12 protein-coding genes and 2 riboswitches are annotated in these 14,638 nt (G+C 67.3%); of the genes, 6 read left to right on the forward strand and 6 right to left on the reverse strand.

Annotated features, from left to right (window positions below; genetic code table 11):
• Nucleotides 1-27: 27 nt before the first annotated feature.
• Nucleotides 28-1,002 (reverse strand): zinc-dependent alcohol dehydrogenase, encoded by a 975-nt coding sequence (locus QLQ83_RS11200; RefSeq protein WP_282735609.1) that lies wholly within the window; start codon nucleotides 1,000-1,002, stop codon nucleotides 28-30.
• 147 nt (nucleotides 1,003-1,149) lie between these two features.
• Here QLQ83_RS11200 and QLQ83_RS11205 point away from each other — a divergent pair, with 147 nt between their 5' ends.
• From QLQ83_RS11205 to thiC, 4 genes are all read left to right on the forward strand, one after another.
• Nucleotides 1,150-1,923: a CDP-alcohol phosphatidyltransferase family protein gene (locus tag QLQ83_RS11205; protein ID WP_282735610.1), complete on the forward strand. Its 774-nt coding sequence runs from the start codon at nucleotides 1,150-1,152 to the stop codon at nucleotides 1,921-1,923.
• A gap of 17 nt (nucleotides 1,924-1,940) precedes the next feature.
• Nucleotides 1,941-2,561: a YceI family protein gene (locus QLQ83_RS11210; RefSeq protein ID WP_282735611.1), complete on the forward strand. Its 621-nt coding sequence runs from the start codon at nucleotides 1,941-1,943 to the stop codon at nucleotides 2,559-2,561.
• Between the two features lie 56 nt (nucleotides 2,562-2,617).
• Nucleotides 2,618-2,752, forward strand: a riboswitch (TPP riboswitch).
• Nucleotides 2,753-2,822: 70 nt separating this feature from the next.
• Complete coding sequence (gene tenA / locus QLQ83_RS11215) at nucleotides 2,823-3,491, forward strand: thiaminase II (protein WP_282735612.1); 669 nt, start codon at nucleotides 2,823-2,825, stop codon at nucleotides 3,489-3,491.
• 98 nt (nucleotides 3,492-3,589) lie between these two features.
• Nucleotides 3,590-3,702, forward strand: a riboswitch (TPP riboswitch).
• Nucleotides 3,703-3,784: 82 nt separating this feature from the next.
• On the forward strand, nucleotides 3,785-5,674 hold the full coding sequence (thiC, locus tag QLQ83_RS11220; RefSeq protein WP_282735613.1) for a phosphomethylpyrimidine synthase ThiC: 1,890 nt from the start codon (nucleotides 3,785-3,787) through the stop codon (nucleotides 5,672-5,674).
• A 94-nt stretch (nucleotides 5,675-5,768) separates the two neighbouring features.
• Here the strand turns inward: thiC and QLQ83_RS11225 are convergent, their stop codons facing one another.
• A complete protein-coding gene (locus tag QLQ83_RS11225; RefSeq protein ID WP_282735614.1) occupies nucleotides 5,769-6,272 on the reverse strand; it encodes a porin family protein in 504 nt (167 codons plus the stop codon).
• A gap of 243 nt (nucleotides 6,273-6,515) precedes the next feature.
• Here QLQ83_RS11225 and QLQ83_RS11230 point away from each other — a divergent pair, with 243 nt between their 5' ends.
• Both QLQ83_RS11230 and pta read left to right on the forward strand, forming a co-directional pair.
• Nucleotides 6,516-7,709 (forward strand): acetate/propionate family kinase, encoded by a 1,194-nt coding sequence (locus tag QLQ83_RS11230; protein WP_282735615.1) that lies wholly within the window; start codon nucleotides 6,516-6,518, stop codon nucleotides 7,707-7,709.
• On the forward strand, nucleotides 7,696-9,873 hold the full coding sequence (gene pta / locus QLQ83_RS11235) for a phosphate acetyltransferase (RefSeq protein WP_282735616.1): 2,178 nt from the start codon (nucleotides 7,696-7,698) through the stop codon (nucleotides 9,871-9,873). Before QLQ83_RS11230 ends, pta begins: the two co-directional genes overlap by 14 nt.
• A 76-nt stretch (nucleotides 9,874-9,949) precedes the next feature.
• Here pta and QLQ83_RS11240 read toward each other — a convergent pair whose 3' ends face one another.
• The 4 genes from QLQ83_RS11240 to QLQ83_RS11255 form a co-directional block, all read right to left on the reverse strand.
• Complete coding sequence (locus tag QLQ83_RS11240; protein WP_282735617.1) at nucleotides 9,950-10,780, reverse strand: ABC transporter permease; 831 nt, start codon at nucleotides 10,778-10,780, stop codon at nucleotides 9,950-9,952.
• A gap of 20 nt (nucleotides 10,781-10,800) precedes the next feature.
• Nucleotides 10,801-12,051: an ABC transporter permease gene (locus QLQ83_RS11245; RefSeq protein WP_282735618.1), complete on the reverse strand. Its 1,251-nt coding sequence runs from the start codon at nucleotides 12,049-12,051 to the stop codon at nucleotides 10,801-10,803.
• Nucleotides 12,052-12,131: 80 nt separating this feature from the next.
• A complete protein-coding gene (locus QLQ83_RS11250) occupies nucleotides 12,132-13,205 on the reverse strand; it encodes an ABC transporter substrate-binding protein (RefSeq protein ID WP_282735619.1) in 1,074 nt (357 codons plus the stop codon).
• A gap of 90 nt (nucleotides 13,206-13,295) precedes the next feature.
• A complete protein-coding gene (locus QLQ83_RS11255) occupies nucleotides 13,296-14,402 on the reverse strand; it encodes an ABC transporter ATP-binding protein (RefSeq protein ID WP_282735620.1) in 1,107 nt (368 codons plus the stop codon).
• Nucleotides 14,403-14,638: the final 236 nt, after the last annotated feature.

Below are 14,638 nucleotides of genomic sequence, written 5' to 3' on the forward strand. Positions count from 1 at the left end.
GCAAGATCCTCGTATCCAGGAATGGGGCTAGTAGCGGATTCGGTGGCAGAGCACCTCGCCCGAGGCGGCGGCGAGCCGAGGCATCAGGAGGGGCAACTCGTGGAAATCGCTCTCGCCGCTGATCAAGACGTCGAGGCAGGGAGCGCGCAGGAGGTCCAGGGCCAGCGCGAGGCGGCGGCGATGGTCCCAACGCGGAGTGCGTTCGACGGGCAGGCGGCCGACCTGGCTCGCGACCAGGCGCAGTCGCCGGGAGTGGAAGGCCTCGCCCAGGGGCAGGCTCGCTTCGCGGTCACCGTACCAGCTCATCTCGACCACCCGGGCCTCGTCGCCGGCCAGGGTCAAGCCAAGACGCAGCCCATCGGGATTGCCGCTGGCGTGGACCACCAGGTCATTGTCGGCGGGCGCCTGATCGGCCAGGCAGAAATCGACGCCCAGGGCGTCGGCGAGTTCGGCCCGCCGCGGCGACACGTCCACCAGGCACACCCGGGTACCGGGAATCGCCGCGCAGAGCCAGGCCACCAGGGCCCCGATCACACCGGCGCCGACCACGGTGATACGGTCACCCACGCCGGGAGCGGCGTCCCAGACCCCGTTGATGGCCGTCTCCATGTTGGCCGCCAGCACGGCCCGCGCTGCCGGCAGGCCTTCCGGTAACGGCGCCACGGCGTCCATCGGTACCACATAGCGGTCCTGGTGCGGGTACAGGCAGAACACCTCTCGTCCGAGCAGCAAGGGCTCACCGGCCTCGACGACGCCGACGCTGACATAGCCATACTTGACCGGCCCGGGGAAGTCACCCTGTTGGAAGGGGGCACGCATGCGTTGCCACTCGCTTTCCGGCACCCTGCCCTCGAAGACCAGCGATTCGGTACCGCGACTGATGCCGCTGAAGAGGGCTCGAACGGCCACCTCGCCGGGGCCAGGCATGGACACCTGTTCCTGTCGCAGGGCTCCCTGGCCCGGTGCCAGGGTCCAGAAGGCGGTAGCGCTAGCATGTCGCATGGCAACATCCGTAGTGGGGACGTCAGGGGTATGAACAGACGCTAACGAAGCCGTGAGCGACATCGATGCAACCGGCCCAGTCGTACAACACTGTTGGCTGCACGCCTATTCTTCTACAATAATGATACGCCAATATTGGAATGCACAATGCAATACTGTCAATCGACCCGCGACCATGCCAGGGGGCCGGCCATCCCGATCGTCCGTGACCTTGGCGTCGGCGCCCTGATCCTGCTGGCCGCGACGACACTGCTGTGGTCGTGGGTCGGGGCGAGCTTCCGGGTACCCCTCCTGGCGATGATCACCTACCTGATCATGGCCGGACTCGTCGTGGCCTCGGCGCCCTCCCACTGGCGAAGACTGGGCTGGGCCAATCGCATCACCCTGTGGCGGGGGGCCCTGATTGCTCTGCTGGCCGGCACCCTGGCCGACCCCGACCTGCTGGCCCGAGACGCTGTCCCCCTTGCCGCCCTGGCCCTGCTGGTCCTGCTGCTGGATGGTGTGGATGGCTGGGTCGCGCGCCGCACGTCCACGCAGAGCGACTTCGGGGCGCGCTTCGACATGGAACTCGATGCCTTCCTGATCCTGCTGCTGTGCCTGGCATTGCTGTTGCTCGACAAGGCAGGCCCCTGGGTGTTGGCCATCGGCGCCATGCGCTACGCTTTCGTTATCGCCGGACGCAAGCTCTCCTGGCTGACCGCGACCCTGCCGCAGAGTCGTCGCCGCAAGATCGTCTGCGTGTGGCAGGTTGCTGCCTTGATGATCGCCCTGCTGCCCGTCGCCGGCGCCACGACCACGAGTTGGCTGGCCGGAAGCGCTCTGGCCGGCCTGATCTGGTCCTTCGGCGTCGATATCCGCTGGCTGTATCGCCATGCCCCGGCAAGGCGGGTGGAGGACTGTCGCGCCAGCAGTCACTCGTGAATCGAAAGGAAACCCTCATGCCTTTGCCCCTCAGTCATATCTCCCCTCCCGCATTGCCCATCGCCACAGGGCTCGTCCTGGCGCTGGGCGCATTCTCGATGCAGCCGGCCAGTGCCGAGCCACGCACCTACGAGATAGATCCAGAGCACTTCTCCATCGGCTTCCTGACCGAACACGTCGGCTACGCGGACACGCTCGGCATGTTCCTGGAAGGCCAGGGCGAATTCGTCTATGACGAGCAGACTCGAGAACTGCACTCCGGGAGAGTCGAGATCGCCACCGACAGCGTCTTCACCAACCACGAGGAGCGTGACAACCACCTGCGCAGCAACGATTTCCTCGACGCTCGCCGCTACTCGACGATCGTCTTCGAGGTGACCGACTTCGAGGCACGCAGTGACAGCGAAGGCACACTGGAAGGCGAACTGACCCTGCTCGGCGAGACCCGCCCCCTGACCCTGGACGTCACGCTCAACAAGGCCGACGTGTACCCCTTCGGCCACGGACAGCACACCCTGGGACTGTCGGCACGCACCACCATCGCCCGCAGCGACTGGGGGATGACCTACGGGGTCGACAACGGCATGGTCGGCGACGAGGTGGAACTGATCCTCGAACTGGAGGCGATCAGGCAATAGCCGATCCCGACAGATAGACGGGCTGGCAAGTCATGACCAGCCTGCTAGACTGACTCACTCGCTTGACGGGGTGCCGGTGAATCCGGCTGAGATAGCGCAGGGGTCTCTCCAGGAATGGACAGCACCCGAGCGCTGGTCCCGTGGAACCTGATCCGGCTCGTACCGGCGTAGGAATCAAGCGGTGCGCCAGTGCCTCTCCGGCAGCCCCATGGCCACCCTCCCCTCGCCCGACTCCGGATCGACACCGCTACCGGAGGCAAGATGGGCTACCGCTTCAGTGACCTCACCGCCGCCTGCCAGGCCGACTGGCGCGCCTATATCGAACACCCATTCGTGCGCGGCCTGGGCGACGCCACCCTCGACGAGGGCGCCTTTCGCCACTACCTGCAGCAGGACTACCTCTTCCTGATCCACTTCGCCCGGGCCTATGCGCTGGCCGCCTACAAGAGTCGAACCCTGGCCGACCTGCGCCAGGCCCATGAGGGGCTCAAGGCGATCCTCGACGTGGAACTCGGCCTGCACGTGGACTACTGCCGCGACTGGGGCATCGCCGAGGAGGACCTCGCCGCCCTGCCCGAGGCCCGCGCGACACTCGCCTACACCCGCTACGTGCTCGACACCGGCCACCGCGGCGACCTGCTCGACCTGCACGTGGCATTGGCACCTTGCCTGGTTGGCTATGGCGAGATTGCCCGGTGGCTCACAACCCGGCCCTCCACCGTGCGCGGCCAGGCCAATCCCTATGACGCCTGGATCGGCATGTACGAAAGCGACGAGTTCCAGGATGCCATGCACGCCGAGCTTGAGTGGCTCGATGCGCGCCTGGCCGAGGTCACCCCGGGGCGCTTCCAGGAGCTGTCGGAGGTGTTTCGCGACGCCACGCGACTCGAGATCGACTTCTGGCAGATGGGGCTGGACCGCACCGACTGATGGCCTGGTGCCATCGCTGGCCCTATGGAAAGACCCGCGCTGGCTCTGGTCAGGCCAAACGCGGCGGGCAAGATACGTCTTGCCCGGGTAGTTGACCACCACGCTTGACGGGGTGCCGTTGAAGACGGCTGAGATCATGCAGCACCCGAGCATGGATCCCGTTGAACCTGAACTGGCTAGGACCAGCGTAGGGATCAAGCGACACGCCGCCACGGCGCTCCATGCCTGGCGGCCCCTGTCCTCCCCAGCTTGTCCTCCCTGACAACCCCATGAAACCCAAGGGAGAACACCGCATGAGCAAGACCGCCCACTTTCTCGCCGAGACCGCCCGCGTCGACGAGGCCGCTATCCGGCCGTTGCCCGGCTCGCGCAAGCGCTACGTCGAGGGCTCGCGCCCGGACATCCGCGTGCCCTTCCGCGAGATCTCGCTGTCGCCCACCCGCACCTCCGGCGCCGATGAAGAAAACCCGCCGCTGCTGGTCTACGACACTTCCGGCCCCTACACCGACCCGGACGCCGAGATCGACCTGCGCCGCGGCTTGCCCGAGCTGCGTCGCGCCTGGATCGAGCAGCGCGACGATACGGAACGGCTCGACGGCCCCACCTCCGAGTACGGCCGTCGCCGTGCCAACGATCCCACGCTCGCCCCGCTGCGCTTCGACCTGACCCGTACCCCGCGGCGGGCCAAGGAAGGCAGGAACGTCACCCAGCTGCACTATGCGCGCCAGGGCATCATCACCCCGGAGATGGAATTCATCGCCATTCGCGAGAACCAGCGGCGCCAAGCCCTGGGAACCGAGGAAGTCGAGCGCATCCTCGGCCAGCAGCATCCGGGCCAGGGCTTCGGTGCGCGGCTGCCGGAGGAGATCACCCCGGAGTTCGTGCGCCAGGAAGTGGCGGTGGGCCGCGCCATCATCCCCAACAACATCAACCACCCCGAGTCCGAGCCGATGATCATCGGCCGCAACTTCCTGGTGAAGATCAACGGAAACCTAGGCAACTCGGCGGTGACCTCCTCCATCGAGGCGGAGGTCGACAAGATGACCTGGGGCATCCGCTGGGGCGCCGACACCATCATGGACCTCTCCACCGGGCAGAACATCCACGAGACCCGCGAGTGGATCATCCGCAACGCCCCGGTGCCCATCGGCACCGTGCCCATCTACCAGGCGCTGGAGAAGGTCAATGGGGTGGCCGAGGACCTCACCTGGGAGGTATTCCGCGACACCCTGATCGAGCAGGCCGAGCAGGGCGTGGACTACTTCACCATCCACGCCGGGGTGCTGCTGCGCTATGTGCCGCTGACCGCCAAGCGCGTGACCGGTATCGTCTCGCGGGGCGGCTCGATCATGGCCAAGTGGTGCCTCTACCATCACCGGGAGAGCTTCCTCTATGAGCACTTCGAGGAGATCTGCGAGATCTGCAAGCGCTACGATGTCGCCTTCTCGCTGGGTGATGGCCTGCGCCCCGGCTCGGTGGCCGACGCCAACGACGAGGCCCAGATGGCCGAGCTCGAGACCCTCGGCGAGCTGACCCACATCGCCTGGAAGCACGACGTGCAGGTGATGATCGAGGGCCCCGGCCATGTGCCCATGCACCTGGTCAAGGAGAACATGGACAAGCAGCTCGAGGTCTGCGACGAGGCGCCCTTCTATACGCTGGGGCCGCTGGTCACCGACATCGCGCCGGGCTACGACCACATCACCTCGGGCATCGGCGCGGCGATGATCGGCTGGTTCGGCTGCGCCATGCTCTGCTACGTGACCCCCAAGGAGCACCTCGGCCTGCCCAACAAGGACGACGTCAAGACCGGCATCATCACCTACAAGATCGCCGCCCACGCCGCCGACCTCGCCAAGGGCCACCCGGCCGCCCAACGTCGCGACAACGCCCTGTCCAAGGCGCGCTTCGAGTTCCGCTGGGAGGACCAGTTCAACCTCGGCCTCGACCCGGACACGGCCCGCGAGTACCACGACGAGACCCTGCCCAAGGACTCGGCCAAGGTCGCCCACTTCTGCTCCATGTGCGGGCCCAAGTTCTGCTCCATGAAGATCAGCCAGGAGGTGCGTGACTACGCCAACGAGCATGGCCTCGACGGCGACCAGGACGCCGTCATGAAGGGCATGGAGGAGCAGGCGGAGAAGTTCCGCCGCAAGGGAGGTGAGCTCTACTCGGAAGTCTGACCGCCGACGGCCCCGCCAAGCAGAGCGCCCTCGCCGGTTTCCCGGCGAGGGCGCCTTTCATTTCATGGCATGGCGGTGTGGGGCCGCCGGGCGATCAGAAGCGGAACGTCACCCCGACACTGGCGGCATCGAAGGTGTAGTTCGACTCGTCCAGGTAGCGCATGTAGTCGGCCCCCACGGCGAGGTTGTGCGTCACGTCAAACTCGGCGCCAGCACCGTAGGAGAAGCCACTCTCGTCATCCACGTCAGCATCCACCTCGGTGAAGCCCGCCAGGCCGTAGAGGCGGAATTCCGGAGCGATCGGCAGGATACCCTTGGCATAGGCGCCGGCCAGGTAATCCAGCTCGACGTTGCCATCCGAGCCGCCGGTGCCGAGGTGGCCTTCCAGGGCGAAGTAGTCGTTGAACGCCACACCAGCCCGCAGGCGCAGGCCGGTGCTGTCGAAGTTGCCACGCCCTTCCGGGTCGAGCTCCCAGAACAGGACATCGCCACCGATGTAGGGGCTCGGCTGATAGTTCATCGGGCTGCCCTGGGCATGGGCGGTAGCTCCGGCCAGCAGCAGGGCAGCGGAGACGGTGGAAATCGTGATGGTCTTCATGGTGAGCCTCCCAGTTAGGAAACAGCGTTTCCCTTCGCAGTTTTCATTCTGGTACAGCATCGACCAAAGTGCAACATGTTCCGCAGCGCCCTGCGATGGGAGAGGGAGACGGCAGGACGCGCGCCGTCAGGTCACTGCATCCCGCACTGCAACATGTTAGATTCGCCCTGCCCGGGAGCCGTTCGCCGGGCACACCCTGGCCGCATCATCCGCGCCCCCCGACATCCCTGAACAGGACGCGCCATGAACGACCCGGTACTGGTAATCAACTGCGGCTCTTCGTCCATCAAGTATGCCCTCGTTCCCGCCTCTCCAGACCATCCTCGCCTGGCCGGCCTGGCCGAGCGCCTGGGCGGCGAGGATGCGCGCCTCACGGGCGTCGACGGCGCCGGACGGGAATTCTCATGCCCCCTGCACGGCGCCGACCACGCCGAGGCCATGACGGCCATCCATGAGCGCCTGGAGGGGCTGCATCCCGTGGCGGTAGGACATCGCATCGTCCACGGCGGCGAGCGCTTCACCCGCGCGACCCGCATCGATGCTGGCGTGAGGCGGGCCATCGAGGCCACCGAGGCCCTGGCGCCGCTGCACAACCCGGCCAACCTGACGGGGGTCAAGACGACGCTTGAGCTGTTCCCCGACCTGCCCCAGGTGGCGGTGTTCGATACCGCCTTCCACCAGACCCTGCCGCCTCGTGCCTACCGTTATGCGCTGCCGGAAGGGCTCTATCGCAACCACGGCATCCGCCGCTACGGCTTCCATGGCAGCAGCCACGCCTATGTGAGTGCCCGGCTCGATGCCCTCGGCGGTCGCCCCCATGGCGGCTGGCTGATCGCCCACCTGGGCAACGGCTGTTCCACCTGCGCGGTCTGGCAAGGGAAGAGCGTCGACACCAGCATGGGGCTCACCCCGCTGGAGGGGCTGGTGATGGGCACCCGCAGCGGCGACGTGGACCCGGGCCTGCATGCCCACCTGGCCCGCCAGCTGGGCTGGTCGATCGCGCGCATCGACACCCTGCTCAACAAGGAGAGCGGCCTGCTGGGGCTCTCCGGCCTCTCCAACGACATGCGCCGCCTCGAGCAGGCCGCCGCCGAGCATCACGCGGGCGCCGAGTTGGCCATCGAGGTATTCTGCTACCGCATTGCCAAGTCGCTGGCGGCCCTCTCCTGCGGCCTGCCCCGCCTGGATGGCATCGCCTTCACCGGGGGGATCGGCGAGAATGCCAGCGCCGTGCGCGCCCGGGTGATCGAACAGCTGCCCCACTTCGGCCTGCGGCTGGATGCCGTGGCCAACGCCGTCACCTTCGGTGGCCACGAGGGTCGCATCGATCTCGACGCGGGTGGTCCCGAGCTGTGGGTCATCCCCACCGACGAGGAGGGGCGCATCGCCGAAGAAACCCGCCAGCTGCTGCAAGAGAGCCACCATGACGCCACTTGATCACCGTCCCGAACCCCGCAACCTGCTGCTGGTGCCCACCGACAGCGGCGTGGGCCTGACCTCGGCCTGCCTCGGCCTGATCCGCGCCCTGGATACCCTCGGGCTCAAGGCCGGCTTTCTCAAGCCGTTTCGACAGGACGAACTCAACGGCAACGGGCCGGACCGCTCCTGTGCCCTGGCGGCCAGCACCCTGGGCCTGGCGCCTCCGGCACCGCTCCCCCAGGCACGGCTGGAGCGCCTGCTGCGCGAGGACCGCAGCGACGAGCTGATGGAGGAGGCCGTGGAGCGCCATGCCCGGGTCGCCACTCCGGACGCGGGCGAGGCCCCCGAGCTGGTGGTGATCGAGGGACTGGCACCCAGCCAGCACAGCAGCTATGCGACCCGGCTCAACGCCCAGCTGGCCCATGCCCTCAATGCGCGCACCATCCTGGTGGCCGATGGTGACCTGAGGGACCCCCAGGACCTGGCGGAACGGCTCGACATGCATGCCCAGGCCTTCGATGGCGTCGACTCGCCGCGCACCCTGGGCTGTATCCTGATGCGGCTGCGCCCGCTGCCGGACGGCGATGCTCCCACGCCCCTGGCGGCCCCCGAGCTCACCGCCCGGCGTGACGAGCAACTGGTCGACCGCCTGCGCCGCTACCTGCCGGCCCTGGGCGGCGAGCGCTTCCAGCTGATCGGCGCCGTGCCCTGGCATGCGGCCCTCTCGGCACCCCGGGTGCTGGACGTCGCCCGTGCCCTGGAGGCGCGCTTCCTCCACGAGGGCGAGGCCGCCAGCCGCCGCGTGCTGGGCACCAGCCTGTGTGCACGCAGCGCCTCCCACGCCCTGCACGTGTTCCGCCCCGGCCGCCTGCTGGTCACTCCCGGCGACCGCGACGACATCCTGCTCGCCGCGGCACTCTCGACCATGAACGGCGTGCCTCTGGCAGGCATCCTGCTGACCCACGACGAGCTGCCGGATGAAGCCATGATCGAGTTCTGCCGACCGGCACTGCGCAGCGGGCTGCCGGTGATGGCGGTGGACTCCGACAGCTTCGCCACGGCTCAGCGCCTCGATCGCATGACCAACGATATCCCCATCGACGACCCGGAGCGGGCCGAACAGGTGACCCGCTTCGTTGCCGGCCACCTCGACCTGGCGTGGCTGAAGGAGAACCTCAGCCGCGGCTATCCGAGCCGGCTCTCCCCCGCCGCCTTTCGCCACCAGCTGGTCAAGCTGGCCCAGCAGGCCAGCAAGCGCATCGTGCTGCCCGAGGGCAGCGAGCCGCGCACCGTGGAAGCCGCGGTGATCTGTCAGCAGCGCGGCATCGCCCGCTGCGTGCTGCTGGCCAGGCGCGAGGAAGTCGAGGAGGTGGCCCGCCAGCGCGGCATCGAACTGCCCGAGGAGCTCGAGATCCTCGACCCCGCCGGCATCCGAAGGGACTACGTGGGGCCGATGGTCGAACGACGCCCCGACAAGCTCAACGCGCTGACGGCCGCAGACCAGCTCCAGGACAACGTGGTGCTCGGCACCATGATGCTGGCCGTGGACGAGGTGGATGGCCTCGTCTCCGGGGCGATCCACACCACCGCCAACACCGTGCGCCCGGCCTTCCAGCTGATCCGGACGGCGCCCGGCTATCGGCAGGTGTCGTCGATCTTCTTCATGCTGCTGCCCGAGCAGGTGGTGGTCTATGGCGACTGCGCCGTGATCCCCGACCCGGACGCCGAGGCCCTGGCCGAGATCGCCATCCAGAGCGCCCGCTCAGCCGCGGCCTTCGGCATCGAGCCCCGGGTGGCCATGATCAGCTACTCCACCGGCGAGTCCGGCAGCGGCGCCGACGTGGAGAAGGTCCGCCAGGCCACCCGCATTGCCCGGGAACGCGAGCCCTCGCTGTGCATCGACGGCCCGCTGCAGTATGACGCCGCCGCCATCGAGAGCGTCGGCCGCCAGAAGGCGCCGGACTCCCCGGTGGCGGGTCGCGCCACCGTCTTCGTCTTCCCCGACCTCAACACCGGCAACACCACCTACAAGGCGGTCCAGCGCAGCGCCGGGGTGGTCAGCGTCGGCCCCATGCTGCAGGGCCTCAACAAGCCGGTGAACGACCTCTCCCGTGGCGCCCTGGTCGACGATATCGTCTACACCATCGCCCTGACCGCCATCCAGGCCGCCCAGCGAGACTGAGGCAGCGTTGCCACACGGTGGCATTTCGCAAAGTGAGAGGCGCCGGGAACGCCTCGAGCAATTCCGATGCGCCCTTCTACTCCACGCTGCCCTTGAGCCGCTCGCTGCGCCGGCGCAGCAGTTCCATGGTCACCAGCAGCAGGGTCGAGAGCAGGATCAGGATGGTGGCCATGGCGGCGATGGCTGGGCTGATGTTCTCGCGGATTCCCGAGAACATCTGGATCGGCAGGGTGCGCTCGGTGGGGCTGGCGATGAACAGCGCCACCACCACCTCGTCGAAGGAAGTGGCGAAGGCGAACAGTCCTCCCGACACCACCCCGGGCAGGATCTGCGGCAGCACCACGGTGAAGAAGACCCGCATGGGACTGGCGCCCAGGCTCGCCCCGGCGCGCACCTGGTTGAAATCGAACCCCTGCAGGGTGGCGTTCACGGTGATCACCACGAAGGGAACGCCTAGAACCGTGTGGGCCAGCACCAGGCCCGAATAGGAATTGAGCAGTCCGACCTGGGCGAAGAAGAAGTACATGCCCACGGCAACGATGACCAGGGGCACCACCATCGGCGAGATGAGCAACGCCAGGAGCATGCCCTTGCCGGGAAAGTCGGCGCGGTTGAGCCCCACCGCGGCCAGGGTGCCGAGCGCCATTGCCAGCAGGGTGGCGAGCGGGGCCACGATCAGGCTGTTCTTCAGCGCCGCCAGCCAGGGACCGGAGGGGTCGAAGATCTCGGTGTACCAGCGCAGCGAGAAACCCGGCAGCGGGTAGGTCAGGAAGGAGCCGCTGCTGAACGACAGCGGGATGATCACCAGCACCGGGGTGATCAGGAACAGCAGCACCAGGCCACACAGGACCCTGAATGCCCAGAACCAGAGCTTCTCCGCCGGCGAGGCGTAGGGGGGCAATGCCATGCGTCGTTCTCCTCCCGGGCTCAGCGCCGGATCAGCTGCCTGCGGTTCACCAAGCGGTGGTAGACCAGGTAGAGCAGCAGGGTGACCACCAGCAGGATGCTGCCCAGGGCCGCGGCCATGCCCCAGTTGTTGGTGGTATTGGTGTAGTACGCCACGTAGTAGCTCACCATCTGGTCGGCGGGGCCGCCCACCAGCGCCGGGGTGATGTAATAGCCCAGCGCCATGATGAACACCAGGATGGTACCCGCCGCCACCCCGGAGACGGTCTGCGGTACATAGACCTGCCAGAAGGCGGCAAACGGATGCGCGCCGAGCGATACCGCCGCGCGCTGGAAGCTGGGCGAGATGCCCTTCATCACGCTGTAGAGGGGCAGCACCATGAAGGGGAGCAGGATGTGCACCATGGCGAAGAACACCCCGATGCGGTTGAACACCAGTTGGAGAGGCGACTCGACGAGTCCCAGCGCCATCAGCGACTGGTTGGCCAGGCCATTGGACTGCAGCAGGATGATCCAGGCCGCGGTGCGCACCAGCAGCGAGGTCCAGAACGGCAGCAGCACCAGGATCATCAGCAGGTTGCTGGTCCTGGCCGGCAGCGTGGCGAGCAGGTAGGCCAGCGGAAAGCCCAGCGCCAGGCAGATCAGGGTCACGCCGCCGGCGATCACCATGGTGCGCTGGAACACGGCCTGGTAGAGGCGGTCCTGCTGGTCGACGCGTTGCACCTCGCCGTCGGGGCCGCGCTCGAGGTCGAGCGAGGCGAGCAGATAGCGGTCGGTACGCGGCGGTGCGGCGGCCTGGATGCCTCGCCAGGTCGCCGTCTCGCCCCAGGCCGGGTCGATCTCGACCAAGGTATCCCGCCAGTTGTCGCTAGCCGGTGGCAGCCCCATCAGGGTGCGCATCAGCAGGCCGCGGAAGCCGGAATCCTCGTAGTTGAGGCGGCGTCCCACGCTGCCCAGTCCCCCGCCGCGGCGGGAGTCACGCAGCTCGTCGGCAAATGCCGCGAAGGTCGCCTCGCCGGGCAGGCCCTCGCCGTCCCACTGCTGCAGGGACGAGGCGGTCTGCGGCATGATCTGTCGCAGGCTGCCGTTGTCGGTGCTGTTGAACAGCATGCTGCCGATGGGCACCACGAAGACCACGACCAGGAACAGCGCCAGCGGCGCGACCAGGCTGACCGCCTTGACCTTGCGCAAGCGCTCGGCGCGGCGCAGTCGCGACTTGAGGTTGCCCTGGGCCGGGGCGGCGGCGTCGCCATCGAGTGTGGTGGTAGGCATGACGTCTCCCAGCGGAAGGAATCGGGTCGCGCAGACCCCGGGCTACCGGGTGGCGCCCGGCGGTGCCACCCGGCAGTCGGTTACTGTGCCGCCCAGGCGTTGAAACGCTGCTCGAGCTCTTCGCCGTAGCTGACCCAGAACGCCGTGTCCATGGCCAGCGCGCCGTCGAGGTTCTCCTCGTGGGTCGGCATGCGCCGCGCCTGCTCCTCGTCGAGCTCCTCGATGGCGTCGGGATGGACCGGGCCGTAGGGGATCTCGCTGGAGTAGACCGCCTGATTCTCGGGCTGGCTGGCAAACTCGATGAACTGGTAGGCCTCGTCGACGTAGTCGCTGCCGGCGACGATGGCCCAGTAGTCGAGGTCGTAGATGCTGCCGTCCCAGACGATCTCAAGGGCGTTGCCCTCTTCCTGGGCGGCGGCGATGCGGCCGTTGTAGGACGAGGTCATCACCACATCACCCGCCACCAGCCACTGGGGCGGCTGGGCACCGGCCTCCCACCACTGGATATGCTCCTTGATCTCGTCGAGCTTGGCGAAGGCGCGATCCACACCCTCATCGGTGGCCAGCACCTCATAGACCTCGCTGGCCGGCACGCCATCGGCCTGCAGGGCGAATTCCAGGGTGTACTTGGCGCCACGCCGCAGCCCGCGCCTGCCGGGAAAATCCTCGACGTTCCAGAAGTCCTCCCAGGAGGTCGGCGCGGTGTCGAGCTCGTCGGCGTTGTAGGCCAGCACGGTGGACCAGACGAAGGTGCCCACCCCGCAATCGTTGTAGGCCGAATCGATGAGGGTGTCACCCAGCCCCAGGCGTTCCAAGTCGATGGACTCGAACAGCCCCTCGAAGCAGCCTCGCACCAGCTCCGGGGATTCCATCTCCACCAGGTCCCAGCTGACGTTGCCGGTCTCGACCATGGCGCGGATGCGCGACAGTTCGCCGTTGTAGTCCCCGGGCGTCAGGTCGACCCCGGTGCTCTCCTGGAAGGGGCCGTAGTAGGCCTTCTCCATGGCCTCGCCGGAGGCACCGCCGAAGGAGATCACGGTCAACGCCTGAGCCCCGGCCGACATGGCCAGGCCGGCGGTGAACAGGCCGCCCAGGGCCACGCCACGGGCCAGGCGCGTCATGGGCTGCGGAGGATGGGTGTTGTCTCGCATCATCTTGTTCTCCCGGTCGCAAGCGACCTTTGCATTGTTGTCGAGGGTCTAGCGATAGCCCTGCCCGGTCGGGCAGGCAGGCCCTGAGCCGGGTCAGGGCGCATCCAGGGCGCGGACGTCCTCGTCGCGCCAGCCGAGCTCGACGGTGTCGCCCGACTTCAGTTGGTGGTCGAACGCATCGACCGGTACCCGCGCAACGAAGTCGTCGTTGCCGGGCAGGGCGCAGCGCACGCGCAAGTGGTCACCGAGGTAGATGAACTCGTGGACCCGCGCCGAGAGCCGGTTGGGCAACTCACGCGCCGCACCATCGAGCTTGACCCGCTCGGGACGGATCGACAGGTGGGTGGCATCGCCCACCCCCAGCGAGGGGCCGAGCACGGCGCCGGTGCTCAGCCCCTCGCCGAAGCGAGCACGGCAACGCTCACCATCCACCGACTCGACGCGGCCGGCGAGGGTGTTGTTCTCGCCGATGAACTGAGCAACGAAGGCATTGGCGGGGTATTCGTAGAGGTTGCTCGGGGTATCGATCTGCTGGATCACGCCGTCGTTGAAGACCGCCACGCGATCCGACATGGTCAGCGCCTCGCCCTGATCGTGGGTGACGAAGACCACGGTCAGGCCCAGCTGCTCGTGGAGGTGCTTGATCTCCAGCTGCATCTGCTCGCGCAGCTGCTTGTCGAGCGCGCCGAGGGGCTCATCCATCAGCACCAGCTGCGGCTCGAAGACCAGCGAGCGGGCCAGCGCCACGCGCTGCTGCTGGCCGCCGGAAAGCTGTGCCGGTCGCCGCCTGGCAAACTCACGCAGCTGAATCATGTCCAGGATTTCCGACACCTTGCGGTCGGCCTCGTCGGCGGGCAGGCGGCGCGTCTTGAGCGGATAGCGGATGTTCTCTTCCACCGTCATGTGGGGGAAGAGTGCATAGTTCTGGAACACCATGCCGAAGTTGCGTTTGTGGGGCGGCACGCTGTTGAGGCGCTGCTCGCCGAGGAAGATGTCGCCGCCGGTGGGGTTCTCGAAGCCTGCCAGCATCATCAGGCAGGTCGTCTTGCCGGACCCCGAGGGCCCCAGCAGCGTCACGAACTCCCCTTCCCGGATACTCAGGTTGAGGTCCTTGACCACCAGCGATTCGCCGTCATAGGTCTTCTGGACGGCATCGAAGCGAATCAGCGGGGCCTGGGTGTCGCTGTTGTTATCGGGCATGCTGGCTCCCGGCCAAAAATCATGACGTTTGCTGAAAATATCCAAATTTCAACCTAGGCGCGAGCACCCCCGACGTCAAGCCCCTCCACCACGCTATATAAACGCTTCGCACGAGACGACCGGCGGATCGGGCGGCGGGACCTGGAACGGCGGCACATTGCTGGCCGAGGCTCATCAATGGGAATATGCTTTAGAAACCTATTGCCTTCGCCCCGGAAGGCCCGAATCAACACGGA

This window comes from Halomonas rhizosphaerae (assembly GCF_030010555.1).
Lineage (GTDB): Bacteria > Pseudomonadota > Gammaproteobacteria > Pseudomonadales > Halomonadaceae > Halomonas > Halomonas rhizosphaerae.

Excerpts from the sequence above, each read along its gene's own strand:
- QLQ83_RS11210 (WP_282735611.1), top strand. The coding sequence starts at position 1,941 with ATGCCTTTGCCCCTCAGTCATATCTCCCCTCCCGCATTGCCCATCGCC.
- QLQ83_RS11200 (WP_282735609.1), bottom strand. The coding sequence starts at position 1,002 with ATGCGACATGCTAGCGCTACCGCCTTCTGGACCCTGGCACCGGGCCAG.
- QLQ83_RS11250 (WP_282735619.1), bottom strand. The coding sequence starts at position 13,205 with ATGATGCGAGACAACACCCATCCTCCGCAGCCCATGACGCGCCTGGCC.
- QLQ83_RS11205 (WP_282735610.1), top strand. The coding sequence starts at position 1,150 with ATGCAATACTGTCAATCGACCCGCGACCATGCCAGGGGGCCGGCCATC.
- thiC (WP_282735613.1), top strand. The coding sequence starts at position 3,785 with ATGAGCAAGACCGCCCACTTTCTCGCCGAGACCGCCCGCGTCGACGAG.
- QLQ83_RS11225 (WP_282735614.1), bottom strand. The coding sequence starts at position 6,272 with ATGAAGACCATCACGATTTCCACCGTCTCCGCTGCCCTGCTGCTGGCC.
- QLQ83_RS11240 (WP_282735617.1), bottom strand. The coding sequence starts at position 10,780 with ATGGCATTGCCCCCCTACGCCTCGCCGGCGGAGAAGCTCTGGTTCTGG.
- pta (WP_282735616.1), top strand. The coding sequence starts at position 7,696 with ATGACGCCACTTGATCACCGTCCCGAACCCCGCAACCTGCTGCTGGTG.
- QLQ83_RS11245 (WP_282735618.1), bottom strand. The coding sequence starts at position 12,051 with ATGCCTACCACCACACTCGATGGCGACGCCGCCGCCCCGGCCCAGGGC.
- QLQ83_RS11255 (WP_282735620.1), bottom strand. The coding sequence starts at position 14,402 with ATGCCCGATAACAACAGCGACACCCAGGCCCCGCTGATTCGCTTCGAT.
- tenA (WP_282735612.1), top strand. The coding sequence starts at position 2,823 with ATGGGCTACCGCTTCAGTGACCTCACCGCCGCCTGCCAGGCCGACTGG.
- QLQ83_RS11230 (WP_282735615.1), top strand. The coding sequence starts at position 6,516 with ATGAACGACCCGGTACTGGTAATCAACTGCGGCTCTTCGTCCATCAAG.